Here is a 15,642-nt window from a genome sequence, read left to right on the forward strand (position 1 = left end):
ATATAATAAGGGTTTAATCTACAAGCGAGACAATCCTTTCGTTTCGGCTTTACTTTTTACTTCTTTGATGCTGATTGCAAAACCGCCCCCGCTGGCAGCTTTAACGTTTAGTTTACTTTTATTTGTCAGGAGACCTTTACGGATCGTATAGGCTTGCGGATTATCTTTCCAGTCGGCGTCCTTGGCATCGGCGTATACTGTGGCTATATATTGTTTTCCCGGGTCAAGGAAATCAAAAACTAATCGTGCCGTATGCCCGTTTTCATCGGCAGTACAACCTACAAACCAATCATTACTTCCTTTTGCCTTACGGGCGATTGTGATATAATCACCTGGCTCTGCTTCAAGATAACGGGTTTCATCCCAGTCAATAGCCACATCTTTGATGAACTGGAAGGCATCCATATGCTCTTCATAATGTTCCGGGACATCGGCGGCCATCTGAAGCGGGCTATACATCGTTACATATAAAGCTAACTGACGTGCCAGAGTGGAGCGTACCTGCGAAGTATTTTCCGGGTTCATTTTACTGCAATGTGTTTCAAAAATCCCGGGAGTATAATCCATCGGGCCACCAACCAGGCGGGTAAACGGCAGAATCGTAGTATGGTCTACATTATTACCACCAAAAGATTCATATTCGGTTCCGCGAGCCGATTCATTACCAATCAGATTCGGATATGTGCGGCATAAACCGGTAGGGCGAACAGCTTCGTGGGCATTCACCATAATTTTATATTCGGCAGCTTTCTTTACGGCAAACAAGTAATGATTTACCAGCCACTGGCTATAGTGATATTCTCCGCGGGGAATTATGTTTCCTACATATCCGCTTTTTACAGAATTGTATCCATTATCTACCATAAACTGGTATGCTTTATCCATATGGCGTTCATAATTACGGACAGAAGCTGAAGTTTCATGATGCATCATCATCTTGATTCCTTTGCTGGCAGCATAACGGTGTATTTCTTCCACATCAAAATCAGGATAAGGAGTAACGAAATCGAACACATAATCCTTACTTTTGCCGAACCAATCTTCCCAACCTTCATTCCAACCTTCCACCAGTACGGCATCAAATCCATGTTTCGCTGCAAAATCAATATAGCGTTTTACATTGGCAGTATTAGCAGAATGACGTCCGTTCGGTTTGGTTTTAGAATAGTCGGTTTCACCCAGTTTTACACTGTTTAAATCGTCAGTATATGCCCAACTTCCTTTATTGGTAATCATATCCCACCAGATACCGATATACTTAACAGGTTTAATCCAGGAAACATCTTCCAGTTTACAAGGCTCATTCAGGTTCAAGGTAATACGGGACGCCAGGATATCACGTGCATCGTCGCTTACTATAACCGTTCTCCATGGAGACTGGCAAGGGGTTTGTAAATACCCCTTATCGCCTTTGGCATCAGGGGTCAACCAAGATTCAAAAACCATGTTTTTATCATCCAGATTCAAATGCATACAGGAATAATCGACCAGAGCTGCCTCATGCAAATGGATATAAAGTCCATCTTCCGATTTCATCATTAAAGGAGTCTGTACGCCTGTCATGGAAAATGGTGTTTGAGAAGAGTTGGGGGTAACCGCTTCTTTCATCAATCCCCGGATTTCGCTCAGCCGGGATGTTGTAGTACTATACTCCTGTGTATCATAGTCTCCGGGAAGCCAAAATGCTTTATGGTCGCCCGCCATTGCAAACTGTGTCTTTTCTTCTTTTACTACGAAATAGTTCAAGTTAGGTTGCTGTGGAAATTCATACCTGAAACCCAATCCATCGTTAAACAAGCGGAAACGGACCCGGATCGTACGGTCATTCAATGGCTGATCCAATGTCACAGCCAATTCATTATAATGATTGCGTATCTCTTTTTCTTCTCCCCAAACCGGTTTCCAGGTTTCATCAAAAGTCGATGTTTTCGTATCCTTTATCCGGAAGCCATTATACAAGTTTGTTTTTTTATCCAGTGATGCCACATCTTTCCGTTGTTTAAATTCAAAATCAACTGCGGCATTCGCATCTTCTTTTTTCAATTCAAGTCCCAACCGGCTGGGTTTGATAACCGCTTTTCCTTTATAGGTCAATTCATAAACCGGTGCTCCTTGTTCATTCAAATGAAAGTTCATTTCCAGATTTCCATCCGGTGATAATAACTGCTGTGCATAACTGAAAGCACAACTGCCTAATACGGCCATTAACATGACTAATTTTCTTTTCATGGTGATTTATCGATTGTTATTTGTGATTAAAATTCCAAAATCAATACTTGACGTGGTTGCAAGGACAGTGTATTTTTCAATGGAATAACTTTTCCACTCAATACATCTGTCGATTGTTCTTTAGGGAGCACTTCTTTATAAGAAGCCAGATTCATTTCTTTTGCCTGGTCGGTTCCGTTCAGAATTACAGTTACGGATTTACCTCCATAATGTCTTTCGTAAACATAAATGCCATCCTGCGGTATGAAATGTTTAAAAGAACCTTTACTAATCACCTTGTTGCCGGCACGCCAATGAAGTAATTTCTTCATATAGTCATATGCTTCGTTTTCCAAGGTATTACGACCGGTTACAGTAAAAACATTCCGTTTGTCTCCTGCCCATCCACCCGGGAAATCCTCACGCAATGCACCATCCCCGTTTGCCTTATCACCTGCCATTAAGACTTCGGTTCCCGTATATATCTGAGGAATACCACGAACTGTCAGTAAAAATGCAATGGCTTGCTTATAACGGTCCAAGTTATTTTTAGGAGGTACTTTATAAAATCTGGAAGTGTCATGATTATCCAGAAATACCAGCAAATTCATCGGATTGGTATACACAATATCCTGTGATAAATAACCATATAAGCGAGCCAGCCCTTTATCCCATTGATTTGTTTCCTCGTCAAACGCCCATGACATGGCATCCCAAAGCGGGAAGTCCATAACCGTAGGCAAATAAGAATTACGGGGAGCAGCAATCTTACTGTCTTTCTGCCAGAAAGAGACTCCTACATTATTGCCAAGCCAAGTTTCACCCACAATATTGAAATCCGGATACTCGGCAGCTATCGCTTTACACCAGCGAGCCATCATATCAAAGTCAGCATAAGGATGCGTATCCTGACGGATTCCGTTAATTCCGGCATATTCAATCCACCAAATACTATTTTGAATCAAATAAGTAGCCAAATGCGGATTCCGTTGGTTTAAATCGGGCATAGACTCGGTAAACCAACCATCTATATTTTTTTTCTGATCATAGTCCGAATGATGAATATCGACCTGAGGCATTGTCTGGTAAGATGTCTGTACAAAATGTTCCTGATAATTAAACCAGTCATGAGAAGGCTTATCCTTGAAAAAGAAATGCTCGCTTCCACAGTGATTGAAAATCATATCCATCACTATTTTCAACCCTTTCTGATGAGCTTTATCTACTAACCGGCGAAAATCTTCATTTTCTCCCAGACGGGCATCCATCTGATAATAATCAGTAATAGCATATCCATGATAAGAGCCGTGAGCCATATCATTTTTCTGGATAGGATTCAACCAGATTGCCGTTACTCCCAAATCACAGAAATAATCAAGATGGTTCTCTATTCCTGCCAAGTCTCCTCCATGACGAGCCGACGGATTGTTCCGGTCCACACGATTTTCAAGCATACCGGATACGATATCATTGGCCGGATTACCATTTGAAAAACGATCCGGCATAATCAGGTACAGCACATCCTCCGGTCCAAAACCTTTTACCAGGGAGGCCTGTTCCTTACGTTGTTTTATTTCATAGGGAATTTTTGTTTGTTTGCCTGCTTTTGTCAGGAGGATATCAAACTGTTGAGACTTCACCCCTGCCAGATCCAAATATAATAAGAGGTAATTCGGATTATCCAACCGGACTATTTGTTTAATGCGGATATCGGGAGAAGACAATTGCACATCTTCGGTTGCAATATCATCGCCATATAATAATATTTGCAATTCCGGATTCTTCATGCCAGCCCACCAAAAAGCGGGTTCTACTTTCTTTATTTTCGCCTCAACAATAAATGGAAGACAAAGAACAAGGCAGATTAAAACTACTCTAAAAAGACATTTCATGGTAAATTCAGATTTTAAAATTCTTAACATCGCAAAAATAAAGAACCGGGATACCTCAAATTTGGATAAGAATAAAAATCAAAATATATTAAAGCGCATTAAATCTAATATACAATACTTTACCTGTCTATATAAAGAGAAAAAATCAAAGTCTGTTACAAAGCAATTTTAGTTTATATGTTTATGATAAAAACTCTATAAGCGTAAAATAATATTATTATATTTGTCAAAATATCAATTAAGAAAAAGTACGATGAAAACGCTATGCTATATTTTGCTATCCCTGCTTTTCCCGGTAAACATTCTTTTTGCTATGCCATCTGTCAATCCGGAAAATGCGGCTTTACTACGCGAATTGGACAAAGTTATCAGCCGGAAATCTGTTTATCATGCCCGGAAACAAAAAGAAATCGACAGCCTGGAAAAACGGTTCGTCACTTCACTTTCTTTTGAACAACGGGATGAACTGTATAAATCACTCTATAAAACCTATCTGCATTTCCAGGCTGATTCTGCCTTACAGTATCTTTTCCAAAGAGAAAAATTACTTGAAAGATATCCCTCCACCGAATCTGCAAATGACTTACAAATTTCCAAAGCTGAAGTATTCGGAATTATGGGGCTTTATATTGAAGCATTCAAACAACTGGAAAATATAAATCCCCACGAACTTGATTCCGCCTCTTTACTGTACTATTATTATACAGGACGTACATACTATGGCTGGCTTGCCGATTATACAAACACAAAAGAAAAAAAACAATACGAAGCCATCACCAATACGTATCGGGATTCCATTTTAGGATTGGCAAAAGGTCCCGACTATAACATTGTTCTGGCCGACAAATTAATTGTGAACGGACAACCGGACAGCGCCATCGTCATTTCAGAAAAGGAACTCAAAAACCCTACAAGCTGTGTCAACCGTTCATACCTGTATTATAATATGTCGCTTGCCTATGAACAGAAAGGAGATACCGACAATGAAATCAAATATTTGGCGCTAACAGCCATGAATGATTTAAAAATGCCGGTTCGCGAATATATCTCCCTACAAAAACTGGCACTTCTGATGTATAAATTGGGGGATATAGACCGTGCTTACAAATATTTGAGCTGTGCCCTGGAAGATGCGGTAGCCTGTAATGCAAGGCTCCGTTCTATTGAAGTAACCGAATTTTTCCCTATTATTGATAAGGCATACAAATTAAAACAACAGAAAGAACGCAATATAATTCGTATTTCCCTGTTAATAGTCAGCATACTTACTTTGCTTTTACTCATTTCAATATTTTATCTGCAACGGCAAATGAAAAAGCTTTCTGCCGTACGGAAAAAGTTAAGTTTAACAAATTCCCAATTGCAATACACCAATCAGGAACTAAACCAAACAAGTAAGATAAAAGAAGAATATATTGCTCTCTATCTCAGCCAATGTATTGTTTATCTTGATAAGCTGGAAGCCTACAGGCGTTCACTTGCCAGATTAGCAATGGCTTCCAAAACAGAAGAATTGTTTAAAACAATCAAGTCCGGTCAGTTTATAAGCGAAGAACGGAAAAACTTCTATAATGAATTTGATAAATCATTCATACGCCTTTTTCCCCATTTCATCGAATCTTTTAATAAGCTGATGACCCCGGAAGGACAAATATTGCCCAAATCCGGAGAGATACTGACCACCGAACTGCGTATATTCGCCCTAATCCGTCTGGGTATTAATAATGCAGCCAGCATTGCACATTTTTTGGGGTGCTCACTGGCTACTGTATATTCCTATCGCAGTAAAGTAAAAAGTAAAGCAATCGATAAAGATAACTTTGAAGAATTAGTCGCTTCAATCTAATGTTCAGATTTCAACCGGACGGACAGAAAAACTTTGTTTTTTCAATTCCTGCCGTTGTTGTGGAAATTTTGCAGGACGCAAAATCAATGCATCAGCATAAATAGGAGAATATTCCGTACAACTCCAATAACGCCCTTCGAATTTCCTCTCCATCAAACAGCCATTGATATGGGAACAATAACCGGCAAGAGGGAAAAATACCGGAACTCCATCATCCGAAAACAAAGTATGCCAACGGTCGGAGGCATAACGAAAAGCGTAATTCTGGTAGCAAAACAAACCGGATAATTCCAAAGCAGAAGGAACACGCCATCCTTTTGGACAGGGATCGGAATCGTCATTGCGTACAGGGTGCTCATTGGTATTCCTGTTCCATTCCGAAGCCGGAAGAGCCGGCACATCTTCCCAATTGGTATCCGTATGCCCAAAACGAAAAAGTCCCCCGTCTATTCCTTGCTCTTTTGCGGACAATCCCAAAGGAATGGCATTACAAGTAAGCACATTTTTCCTTTTCAAATTACGGTCTAACCATCGACGTCCGTTTATTACCACATAGCCCCCCTGATAAACAAAAATATCATGCACCTGCCCCATTTCTGTAACCAGACTAATAATCATATGCCTGGCTGCATAAAGACCATTCCACAGTGTCCCCTGGTCATTCGGATGAACGATTACTGTAAACCAAGCATTATAAGGCTCTCCTTCCGGTTCGGTTTTTCCTATCTCAACCCAATCAGCCGGGGTATACATGATTTTCCAGTTAATATTACAACGAACATGAATCGTATATGTTTTCACCGGGTCTTCCCGGGTATAGGAAAGGGGAGTTTCTATAGCTTCCCTGCCACGGCTACACGGATCAAATGCCGGATATTCTATATAATAAGTAAAGACGATTCCCTGATTTATAACGATAGAACGTTCTGTATTAAAAGGATAAGTTCCGCATTCAAGTGTTACAACAGCCGTTCTTACAGATACATTGGCTGGCTTTGGCAAGGTTCTGATACATAAATCATAAGATCCGCGCATACGTACTCCTGCAGCGGGAACAACCTCACACCAGGTTCCTTCATCACTTGTACACAGCGTTTTTATTTTCCATTCATCGCATTTATTGTCCGGCGTAACATGCGGATAAGCAGTAGCACTATTTTCCCCGGATTGTATATACAAATCCTTAGACAAATTCAATTCCGGATAATACCCCAATTCACTTTGAACAATTACAAGTGTTGATTCCAATATATTTTCACTACTTAAAAGACGGATATGGATTTCTGTTCTTCGTACTGCATCAGTAAAATTCGTAGACATACGGACTAATAACTCTCCTGAATTTACTTTTTCAACATTCAGCCAGGAAGAATCGGATACATTAAGTATTTCCCAAGATGAAGAAGAGCAATGTACCTGTATAGACCGCTCTTTAGCCATACAATCAGTCCGTATATGGCTTTCGGGCACATGTAAAAAAGGCTGGACAAATGCAACAGGAACGGATTCAGGAACAGAAAAAGATGTTTTTCCTGCATCAGATGGCTTCGAACGGTAACAACCGACCAATTTCCACACCAAAACAAGGAAAACAATCCCTGCTGATAACAACAAAATAGATAAAGTCAGCTCGTCCATATATCAATATATAAGTTACAAGCCTTCAATAATAAAATAGAAAAAACAAATTCATATAAGTAAATTACCCCTTTTTCCATCTCCCCTACATTTTATTCCAACTATCAATTTTTGTAAAGGACCGGTATTTCAAAGTCCCGTGCTGACAAATATAACATAATTATTGTATTATTTGACAAGCGCAGGACCTTTTATTAACTGTATATCAAATAGATATAAGCTGAAAATATATGAAAATTATATTATTTCCCGGAATAAAAAATTTATTGTTTTATCTAAAAATATTGTTCTCACCTATATTCCGAACCTCCTCCCAGAGCACGGAAAAGAGTTATGACACTTTGTATCTCCTCAAAACAAGACGAGTAATAATTCATTTGGGCACTCAATAACATTTGCCGTGCAGACAAGACCTCCAGATAATTTAAATTCCCGTATTTCATCCGCAAACGGATATTTTCCAATGCAATATCCAGAGCTTCGACCTGCTTACCGCTCAAATCTATCTGAATACGGGAACTTTGCCATTGCGTAACCGCATTATTCACTTCCGCACCAGCATCATATAAGGTCTGCTGGAATGTCAGCAATGCCTCTTCGTGCTGTGCTTTGGCTATTTTCAGATTTGCAATATTGGCACCTCTATTAAACAAAGGCTGTACAATTCCTCCCACAGCCTGGAAAAGCCAGGCTCCCGGATTTGAAATCACGCCGCCATTCGTATTGGTCCATCCGGCAGTACCTCCAAGCGTAATCGTTGGATAAAAAGCGGAATAAGCCTGATTTGTCGTATAAAGAGCCCCTTTCAACGAAGCCTCAGCCATTCGGACATCCGGACGGTATTTCAATAAATCCAGCGGAATCCCTACCAACAATGTATCCGGGAAAGACTGTGTATCCAAGTTGCCCCGCTCTATCATTGAAGGGGCATGTCCTAATAGAGCAGAAAGATTATTCTCCACTTCTTTCACTTGCTGTCCGAGTCTAACTACCTCCGACTGTACCGATAAATAATTCGCTTCCGATTGCCGGATAGCAGTCTCATCCGCCCTTCCGGTCTTTTTCAGGACTTCCAGAACATGAATATAATCTTTCCAGTTCGTTTCGGTTTCGCGAGCCACATCAAGCTGTTTATCAAGAGTCAGCAACAAATAATAACTGTCGGCTATATTCGCTATCAGGCCACACCGTACAGCCTGTCTATAGGCCTCACTCTGCTCCAGGTTTGCACTTGCTTTTCGCTTGGCATTTGTCAGTTTACCGAAAATATCGATTTCCCAACTTGCCGTAGCTGCAAGCTGATAACCCTTCTGCAACGGTTCCCCCTTGTAGCTGTACAATCCTCCTTCCGGTGCCAGATTCACCGAAGGCAGATAAGCCAGACGCGCCGATGTCAGCAAAGCTTTCGATTCATCTATCTTCAGCCGGGCAATCCGCAAGTCTGTATTATTAATAAGCCCGCTATCGATCAGAGCCTGCAGTTTAGGGTCTGTAAACAGATCCTTCCAATCCATTCTGCCGATAGAAAGGGTATCGGTTACTTGCAATTCTTTTCCATACAAATCATCCGTTTTCACATCCGGACGTTTGTAGGTTTTATAAATATTACAACTGCTTAAAGTTGCAATCATTATGAATATCGGAATATATAATTTCATCTAATTATACAGGTTAAACATTTACACATTCTCTGTCATATCTATATCACGAAGCTCTTCCTTTATATTTTGTCCCTTTTTACGCCCCTTGAGACGTTCATTTATATTCATGAATACGACAAACAAGAGCGGAGCGAGCAATACCCCCAATACAATTCCGGAGAAAAGTCCGGCAACCATTGTCAAACCAATCACAAAGTTTCCGACTGCCGACATTCCCGTCACAAACATCATAGGGAGCGCCCCTAAAAAAGCCGTAAGCGAAGTCATCAAAATAGGACGCAACCTGGATTTTGCAGCCAGCACAGCAGCCTGGGCAATGGAATGCCCTTCTTCCCTCAGCTGCATACCAAACTCTACAATCAAAATAGAGTTCTTCGCTATCAGGCCGATAAGAATCAGCATGGCAACCTGTACAAATATATTATTATCTATCCCGGTTATATGTATTCCGGCCAATACCCCCACTAATGTTGTAGGTACGGACAATAATACTGGCAAAGGCATAATGAAACTTTCATACAATCCGGACAAAATCAAATAAATAAGGACTATACTTAATATAAATACCAATGCGGTACTTCCTCCTGTTTTTATCTGTTCGCGAACCATACCCTGCCATTCAAAAGAATAATTGTTGGGTATCTCCTGATCATATACTTCTTCCACAATCGGAATCATATCTCCCGTGCTGACCCCGGTTTTAGGAATGATATTGATATTTATACTATTGAACATATTAAAGCGGGTGATACTAACCGCTCCCTGGCGTTCGTCAAGATGCACAAAATTGGAAATCGGAATGGACTCTCCCTTATTACTGATTACATGGATAAAATTCAACGCTTCAAGATTCCGGCGGCTTTCGATATCTCCTTGTAATACCACTTTCAGATTCTTTCCGAACAAAGAAAAGTCCGAAGTCTGTAAACTGCCCCAATATACCTGCAAAGCAGAAGAAATCGCATCGATACTGACACCGGCTAATTTCGCCTTCTCAAAATCAATCTGCAATTCATATTGAGGATAATCCACATGGAAGGTATGATAAATCTCATCCACCTCCGGACGTTCAGCCAATTTATTAATAAAATCATCTGCGACTTCACTGAACTTTTGCAAATCCCCTTCTGCCGTACGGTCCTGCAAAACCAATTCCACTCCGCCTTTTTCTCCAAAGCCCGGAAGAGCCGGTTTTTTAACCGTAATGAAAGTGGCATCCGTTATCTCTTCTGTCAACCGTTCGTTTATCATATATCCGATTTCCCATATCGAGCCTGCCCCATTCCTTTCTTTATAAGGTTTTAAAGACACAACCACAATTCCGGCAGAGGAACTTGTACTTCCATTCAGCAAATCATACCCGCAAACCGTAGCACTCTCGCTAATAAAATCATACGTTCTTAAAAGACTGTCCGCTTTAGCAACCACTTCTTCCGTTTTAGCCAGGGATGTGGCAGATGGCATTACGATATTAACCATCAGGAAGCTGTCGTCTTCATCAGGAATAAAGCCGGTTGACGTTTTTGAGAAAACCAGTACGATCCCGACAATCATTGCAAAAAAGACAAGCAATGATTTCTTGAAATTCCTGAGAATATAAATAACTACCTTCAGGTATTTATCCCTCACAAATCCGAAATGAATATCAAAAGCAATTCTAAACCGGCGTTCCAAGCGGTCATACCATTTTCCGCTCACATCATCCGGGTTTCTCAGTAATAAAGCCGAAAGAGCCGGACATAAAATCAAGGCACAAATTCCGGAAATTACGATTGCCGTAATAATGGTGAATGCAAACTGTTGGTAAAAGCCTCCGACACTACCCTCGATAAAGGCTACCGGGGCAAATACGGCTACCATGACCAATGTGGTGGAAATAACCGCTCCGGTAATCTCCGTCATCGCTTTCTGTGTAGCCTGTAAAGGGGTATTCGTTCCTTTTTTGGTTAATGCTTGGTTGACCGCCTCGACGACAACGACCGCATCATCCACCACCAGCCCGACACAGAGCACCAAGCCGAACAAGGTCAGCAGGTTTATCGAGAAGCCAGCAAAGTGCATCCCGAGAAAGGCTCCGATAATAGAAACCGGAATAGATACCCCGATAATCAGTGTCGAACGCCAGTCTTGCAAGAAAAAGAATACAATAAAGAATACCAGGATAAGTGCTTCAATTAATGTCGACTTTACCTGATGGATAGAGGCATCCAATGAAGCCTTACTACTAAAAAGAGTGACAAACCGCATGGACGGCGGTAATTTGCTCTGCTCCTCTTTAAACAGTTCCTGAATTTTTATCTGGATATCATTCGCATTCGAACCCGAAGTCTGGTATACCATAAAACAAACCCCGCTATGGTTGTTTACCTTTGCAGAAGAGGTATACAGCAAGGCACCCAATTCTATTTTTGCGATGTCCCTGAGATAGACCAAACCTCCTTTGCCGTCTTCACGGATAATGATGCCTCCGTATTCCTCCGGAGTAGTGTACTTTCCTTTATAAATAACGTTATACTGGAAATTCTCATCACTGTTTTCTCCCAATATACCCGGAGCTATTTCAATATTCTGTTCCCTGATTGCGTTGTCTACTTCTTCCACCGTGATTCCATAGGCGGTCAACCGCTCAGGTTGCAGCCAGACACGCATAGAGTAATCCTTAATACCAAAGAGTTCTACCTTACTTACCCCCTGGATACGCTTCAGTGCAGGGACAACATTGATTGTCAGATAATTTTGCAGGTAAATTTCATCATACTTCTCATCCGTCGATTCCAGGCCAGCCGTCATAATCTGGCTTTTCTGTTCCTTATTCGTAGTAATACCAGCCCTTATCACAGCCTCCGGCAGACGGGAGGTGACGGTTGCCACCCTGTTCTGTACATTCACAGCCGCAATATCAGGATTCGTTCCTACTTCGAAAAATACATTTATATTCAACGACCCGTCATTACCGACAGATGAAGTCATATAGGTCATATTCTCGGCACCGTTGATTGCCTCTTCTAAAATCGGAGCAATGGAACGGGATACAATTTCGGCATTCGCCCCCGGATACATCGTATACACGGAGATACAAGGCTGTGCAATATCTGGATACAACGTTATGGGTAAACGCTGAAGGCTGACAGAACCTAAAATCAGAAATACCAATGCTATCACAATCGCCAGAACCGGGCGGGTAATAAATTTTTTAAACATGTCCGTTCCTTTATTATTTTTCCATAATCGGTTTAATCACCTCGTCCTCAGTAACCCGGTCCAGACCGGACACCAAAACCCTGTCGCCTATATTCAGTCCGTCAGTGACAATATAGTTATCCGCATCATAATCCATTACATCTATTACGGTTGCTTTCAATACATCCGAGGAATCCACTTTATAAACTACATATTTATTTTGTCGTTTGAAGATTGCTTTCTTAGGGACAGTCAGGCGTGTTCCTTTAAGAACCGGGATTTCCACCATACCGGTAGTCCCAGAACGAAGTATCTGGTCTTCATTGGGAAAAACTGCACGTATCCTGAGGTTACCCTGCCTCTTCTCGAACAGGCCATTTACAGCATTGATTTTACCTTTATGAGGGTACGGACGGTTATTGGATGTTTTCAACGCAACAGGAGTTCCTATTTCCAGCAAGCCATTCTCCATAAAATCCATATATTCTCTTTCCGATAAGAAAAAGAATGTATAGACGTTCCGGATATCCGACAACTGTGTGAGAGGCACTGCGCTTTCCGGAGTGATACGTCCGCCAATCCTGTATTCAATTTTTCCGACCACACCGTCTGACACCGCTGTGATAACAGTATATTCCAATTCGGTTTTTGCTTCATCCAAAGCAGAAACCGCCTGTTCATATTCCGCTTTTGAAAGTGCATAATCCGCTTCAATCGTTGTTTTCTGCGTTTCTGAAATCACATTGTTCCGAAAGAGTTCCTGCGCATTCGTAAACTCGATTTCAGCTTTCTGCAATTTTGCAGCGGCAACCTTACTTAAGGCTTCAGCCTGATTATAACGTTGTTTGTAAATACGGTCGTCTATCTTGAAAAGAGGCGTATTTTTAGAGACTTGTTCTCCTTCATCCACATAAATCTTATCCAGATAACCTGTTACCATCGAACGCACTTCGATATCATTTTGTCCCTCAATCGTAACTGGAAAATTTTTATACACTACTACTTCTCTTTCCTGAATGCCATGTACCGGTAGTTCTTGCCTTGCTTCTTCCGTTTGATTTTTATTACTGCTACAACTTATCATACAAAATAGAGCAATGCCCGGTAATACTTTTTGCAACATATTCTTACTGTTTTCGTTTGATACGGGTTATTACTAAAATTTCTTCATATTTCAATCGGGTCAATTATCGTGGTAAAAGTATAACAGATATTACGGGTTAATAGTTGTATTCTATCCGAAGCGTAAAAAAAAGACTCTGAAAGGTATAAGGTGTCTTCCAAAGTCTTTTCCGGATTTCAAGGATACGTCATTTATCCATCCATGCCTTGAATAACGGAGCCTTTTCACGACTCACCAGGACTTCAAGATCCGGATGCTGCTTTATATGCAATTTTAACTTTGAATTAAAATAATTACCAACTCTATCCACACTGTCGATATGAATTATGAACTGGCGGTTTGCCCTGAAAAATAATTCCGGATCGAGTTGTTTTTCCAATTCCTCCAAGGTATAAGGCACAGCCTCGGTAGTTCCATCTTTTAATACCAGCTTCGTAATTTTCAGTTCGGAATAAATATAAAAGATTTCATCCACCTTGATAATTTTATAACCATCCCTATAAGGCAACAGAAAACGGCAACGGTATTTGAACTGCGTACGTTCCATATACTGTATCAAACGGGATAAATCATTATCAGAAGTATTATTCCCTGCAAATTCTTTTACCCGTTTAAGTGCATTTTCCAATTCTTCCTTTACTACCGGCTTTAACAAATAATCAAAACTATTGTATTTAAAAGCCTGAATGGCATATTCATCGTAAGCTGTGGTAAATATAACCGGAACAGAAACATTAACCTCCTTAAATACTTCAAAGCTAAGTCCGTCCGACAATCTTACATCTGCCAATATCAAATTGACATCCGTATTTTCCCTGAAATATTCTATACTGTCCACTACACTTGTCGTATGTCCGACTATTTTATATTCCGGGCTCAATTCTCCAAGTATCCGCATGAGGCGGTTTGCATTACGTTGTTCGTCTTCAATAATCAGTATATTCATAATTAGTCCAAGTTAAAAGTTCAGTGTAAAATGGGCAAACTCACCCTGTAATATTTTTCTGTTTCCTCTATAACCGGTTCCATATCGGATAAAATAGAATAACGTTCCATAATATTCTTATGTCCGAGATGAGTGGAGTGCATTTTCGTGCTCATCTTATTCAACCTGTTTTCCACTACAATCAAATGATGTTCTTTCCTGATAGAAATGACAAGCGGATTTGCCGGAGAAGCCACATTATGTTTGATGGCATTCTCTACCAGCAACTGTAAAACGGCAGGAGGCAGATTCCCATTACAGATCCTTAACTCATCGTCTATCGTCACCCTTACCATATTTTCATACCTTATTTTTAAAAGATATATGTAAGCATCCAAAAAATGCAACTCCTCAACTACACTTATCAAAGTTCGGTCCAGATTCTGGATAATATAGCGATACACTTTAGACAAATTTTCCAGAAAGGACACCGCTATTTTTTTATCTTCTTCAATCAATTCCGAAAGAATGCTGAAATTATTAAACATAAAATGTGGGTCTATCTGTAATTTCAAGGAAACAAGTTGGGCATGCGCTGCGCGTTCTTTCTCTTTCAGTACTTTCCACTCCAACTCTTCCCGCTTCTTTTCCAGATAAACAAGATGCTCTATATAAAAGACACTCGCATAAACGCTTGTCACAAAAGTAGAAATGATGCCAAACAGATATAACCGTTGAAACTTAAACACAAGATTGGGTTCCGCATCCAATAATATACTTATCAGATAGGCGAACAAAAATACGGTTATATTATTCAGGATAAACAACAAAACATTATGTATCAGCAAGCTACGATAAGGCTTATTGATATTGGTAAAGTTCCTGAATATAAACCGGCTGTAACCCAGAGAGAGTTCGGAAAACAAAAAAGAAAACAGTAACGATGATAAAACCTCAAACAAAAAAGATACGGAATGTAGATATTCCGGTGTATAAGCATCAAGTTCCGACCTGTTTGTAAGGAATGTCAGGACATACAAGATAAAACATATTACCGGAGGCAATATTAACCTATATCTTATTTTATCCAGTTTATTTTTTATCTCCATATCGACACATTACTACGCTATACTCTTCTGCCTCTGGTAAAATTAGGATTAATACCCGAT

At 40.4% G+C, this 15,642-nt stretch carries 9 protein-coding genes; 1 reads left to right on the forward strand and 8 read right to left on the reverse strand.

Annotated features, from left to right (window positions below; translation table 11 throughout):
- Nucleotides 1-18: 18 nt before the first annotated feature.
- Both ACGE0T_RS19005 and ACGE0T_RS19010 read right to left on the reverse strand, forming a co-directional pair.
- Nucleotides 19-2,229 carry a glycoside hydrolase family 97 protein gene (locus tag ACGE0T_RS19005; protein WP_459188140.1) on the reverse strand — a complete coding sequence of 737 codons (2,211 nt, stop codon included), beginning with the start codon at nt 2,227-2,229 and terminating at the stop codon, nt 19-21.
- Nucleotides 2,230-2,255: 26 nt separating this feature from the next.
- Nucleotides 2,256-4,100, reverse strand: coding sequence for a glycoside hydrolase family 13 protein (locus tag ACGE0T_RS19010; RefSeq protein ID WP_459188141.1), 1,845 nt, complete (start codon nt 4,098-4,100; stop codon nt 2,256-2,258).
- Nucleotides 4,101-4,353: 253 nt separating this feature from the next.
- Here ACGE0T_RS19010 and ACGE0T_RS19015 point away from each other — a divergent pair, with 253 nt between their 5' ends.
- The gene (locus ACGE0T_RS19015) at nt 4,354-5,946 is read left to right on the forward strand and encodes a DUF6377 domain-containing protein (RefSeq protein ID WP_459188142.1); all 1,593 of its coding nucleotides are present in this window, start codon (nt 4,354-4,356) and stop codon (nt 5,944-5,946) included.
- A gap of 3 nt (nt 5,947-5,949) precedes the next feature.
- Here ACGE0T_RS19015 and ACGE0T_RS19020 read toward each other — a convergent pair whose 3' ends face one another.
- From ACGE0T_RS19020 to ACGE0T_RS19045, 6 genes are all read right to left on the reverse strand, one after another.
- Complete coding sequence (locus ACGE0T_RS19020) at nt 5,950-7,584, reverse strand: hypothetical protein (RefSeq protein WP_459188143.1); 1,635 nt, start codon at nt 7,582-7,584, stop codon at nt 5,950-5,952.
- Nucleotides 7,585-7,874: 290 nt separating this feature from the next.
- A complete protein-coding gene (locus ACGE0T_RS19025) occupies nt 7,875-9,242 on the reverse strand; it encodes a TolC family protein (protein ID WP_459188144.1) in 1,368 nt (455 codons plus the stop codon).
- A gap of 21 nt (nt 9,243-9,263) precedes the next feature.
- The gene (locus ACGE0T_RS19030; protein WP_459188145.1) at nt 9,264-12,446 is read right to left on the reverse strand and encodes an efflux RND transporter permease subunit; all 3,183 of its coding nucleotides are present in this window, start codon (nt 12,444-12,446) and stop codon (nt 9,264-9,266) included.
- Between the two features lie 13 nt (nt 12,447-12,459).
- A complete protein-coding gene (locus tag ACGE0T_RS19035; RefSeq protein ID WP_459188146.1) occupies nt 12,460-13,548 on the reverse strand; it encodes an efflux RND transporter periplasmic adaptor subunit in 1,089 nt (362 codons plus the stop codon).
- Between the two features lie 187 nt (nt 13,549-13,735).
- Nucleotides 13,736-14,494, reverse strand: a complete 759-nt coding sequence (locus ACGE0T_RS19040; RefSeq protein ID WP_459188147.1) for a LytR/AlgR family response regulator transcription factor — start codon at nt 14,492-14,494, stop codon at nt 13,736-13,738.
- A gap of 20 nt (nt 14,495-14,514) precedes the next feature.
- Complete coding sequence (locus tag ACGE0T_RS19045; protein WP_459188148.1) at nt 14,515-15,582, reverse strand: sensor histidine kinase; 1,068 nt, start codon at nt 15,580-15,582, stop codon at nt 14,515-14,517.
- Nucleotides 15,583-15,642: the final 60 nt, after the last annotated feature.

Source organism: Parabacteroides sp. APC149_11_2_Y6, assembly GCF_054506995.1.

Bases quoted from the DNA above. Each gene is read 5' to 3' on its own strand.
- ACGE0T_RS19035 (WP_459188146.1), bottom strand. From the start codon at position 13,548: ATGTTGCAAAAAGTATTACCGGGCATTGCTCTATTTTGTATGATAAGT.
- ACGE0T_RS19025 (WP_459188144.1), bottom strand. From the start codon at position 9,242: ATGAAATTATATATTCCGATATTCATAATGATTGCAACTTTAAGCAGT.
- ACGE0T_RS19040 (WP_459188147.1), bottom strand. From the start codon at position 14,494: ATGAATATACTGATTATTGAAGACGAACAACGTAATGCAAACCGCCTC.
- ACGE0T_RS19010 (WP_459188141.1), bottom strand. From the start codon at position 4,100: ATGAAATGTCTTTTTAGAGTAGTTTTAATCTGCCTTGTTCTTTGTCTT.
- ACGE0T_RS19020 (WP_459188143.1), bottom strand. From the start codon at position 7,584: ATGGACGAGCTGACTTTATCTATTTTGTTGTTATCAGCAGGGATTGTT.
- ACGE0T_RS19030 (WP_459188145.1), bottom strand. From the start codon at position 12,446: ATGTTTAAAAAATTTATTACCCGCCCGGTTCTGGCGATTGTGATAGCA.
- ACGE0T_RS19005 (WP_459188140.1), bottom strand. From the start codon at position 2,229: ATGAAAAGAAAATTAGTCATGTTAATGGCCGTATTAGGCAGTTGTGCT.
- ACGE0T_RS19045 (WP_459188148.1), bottom strand. From the start codon at position 15,582: ATGGAGATAAAAAATAAACTGGATAAAATAAGATATAGGTTAATATTG.
- ACGE0T_RS19015 (WP_459188142.1), top strand. From the start codon at position 4,354: ATGAAAACGCTATGCTATATTTTGCTATCCCTGCTTTTCCCGGTAAAC.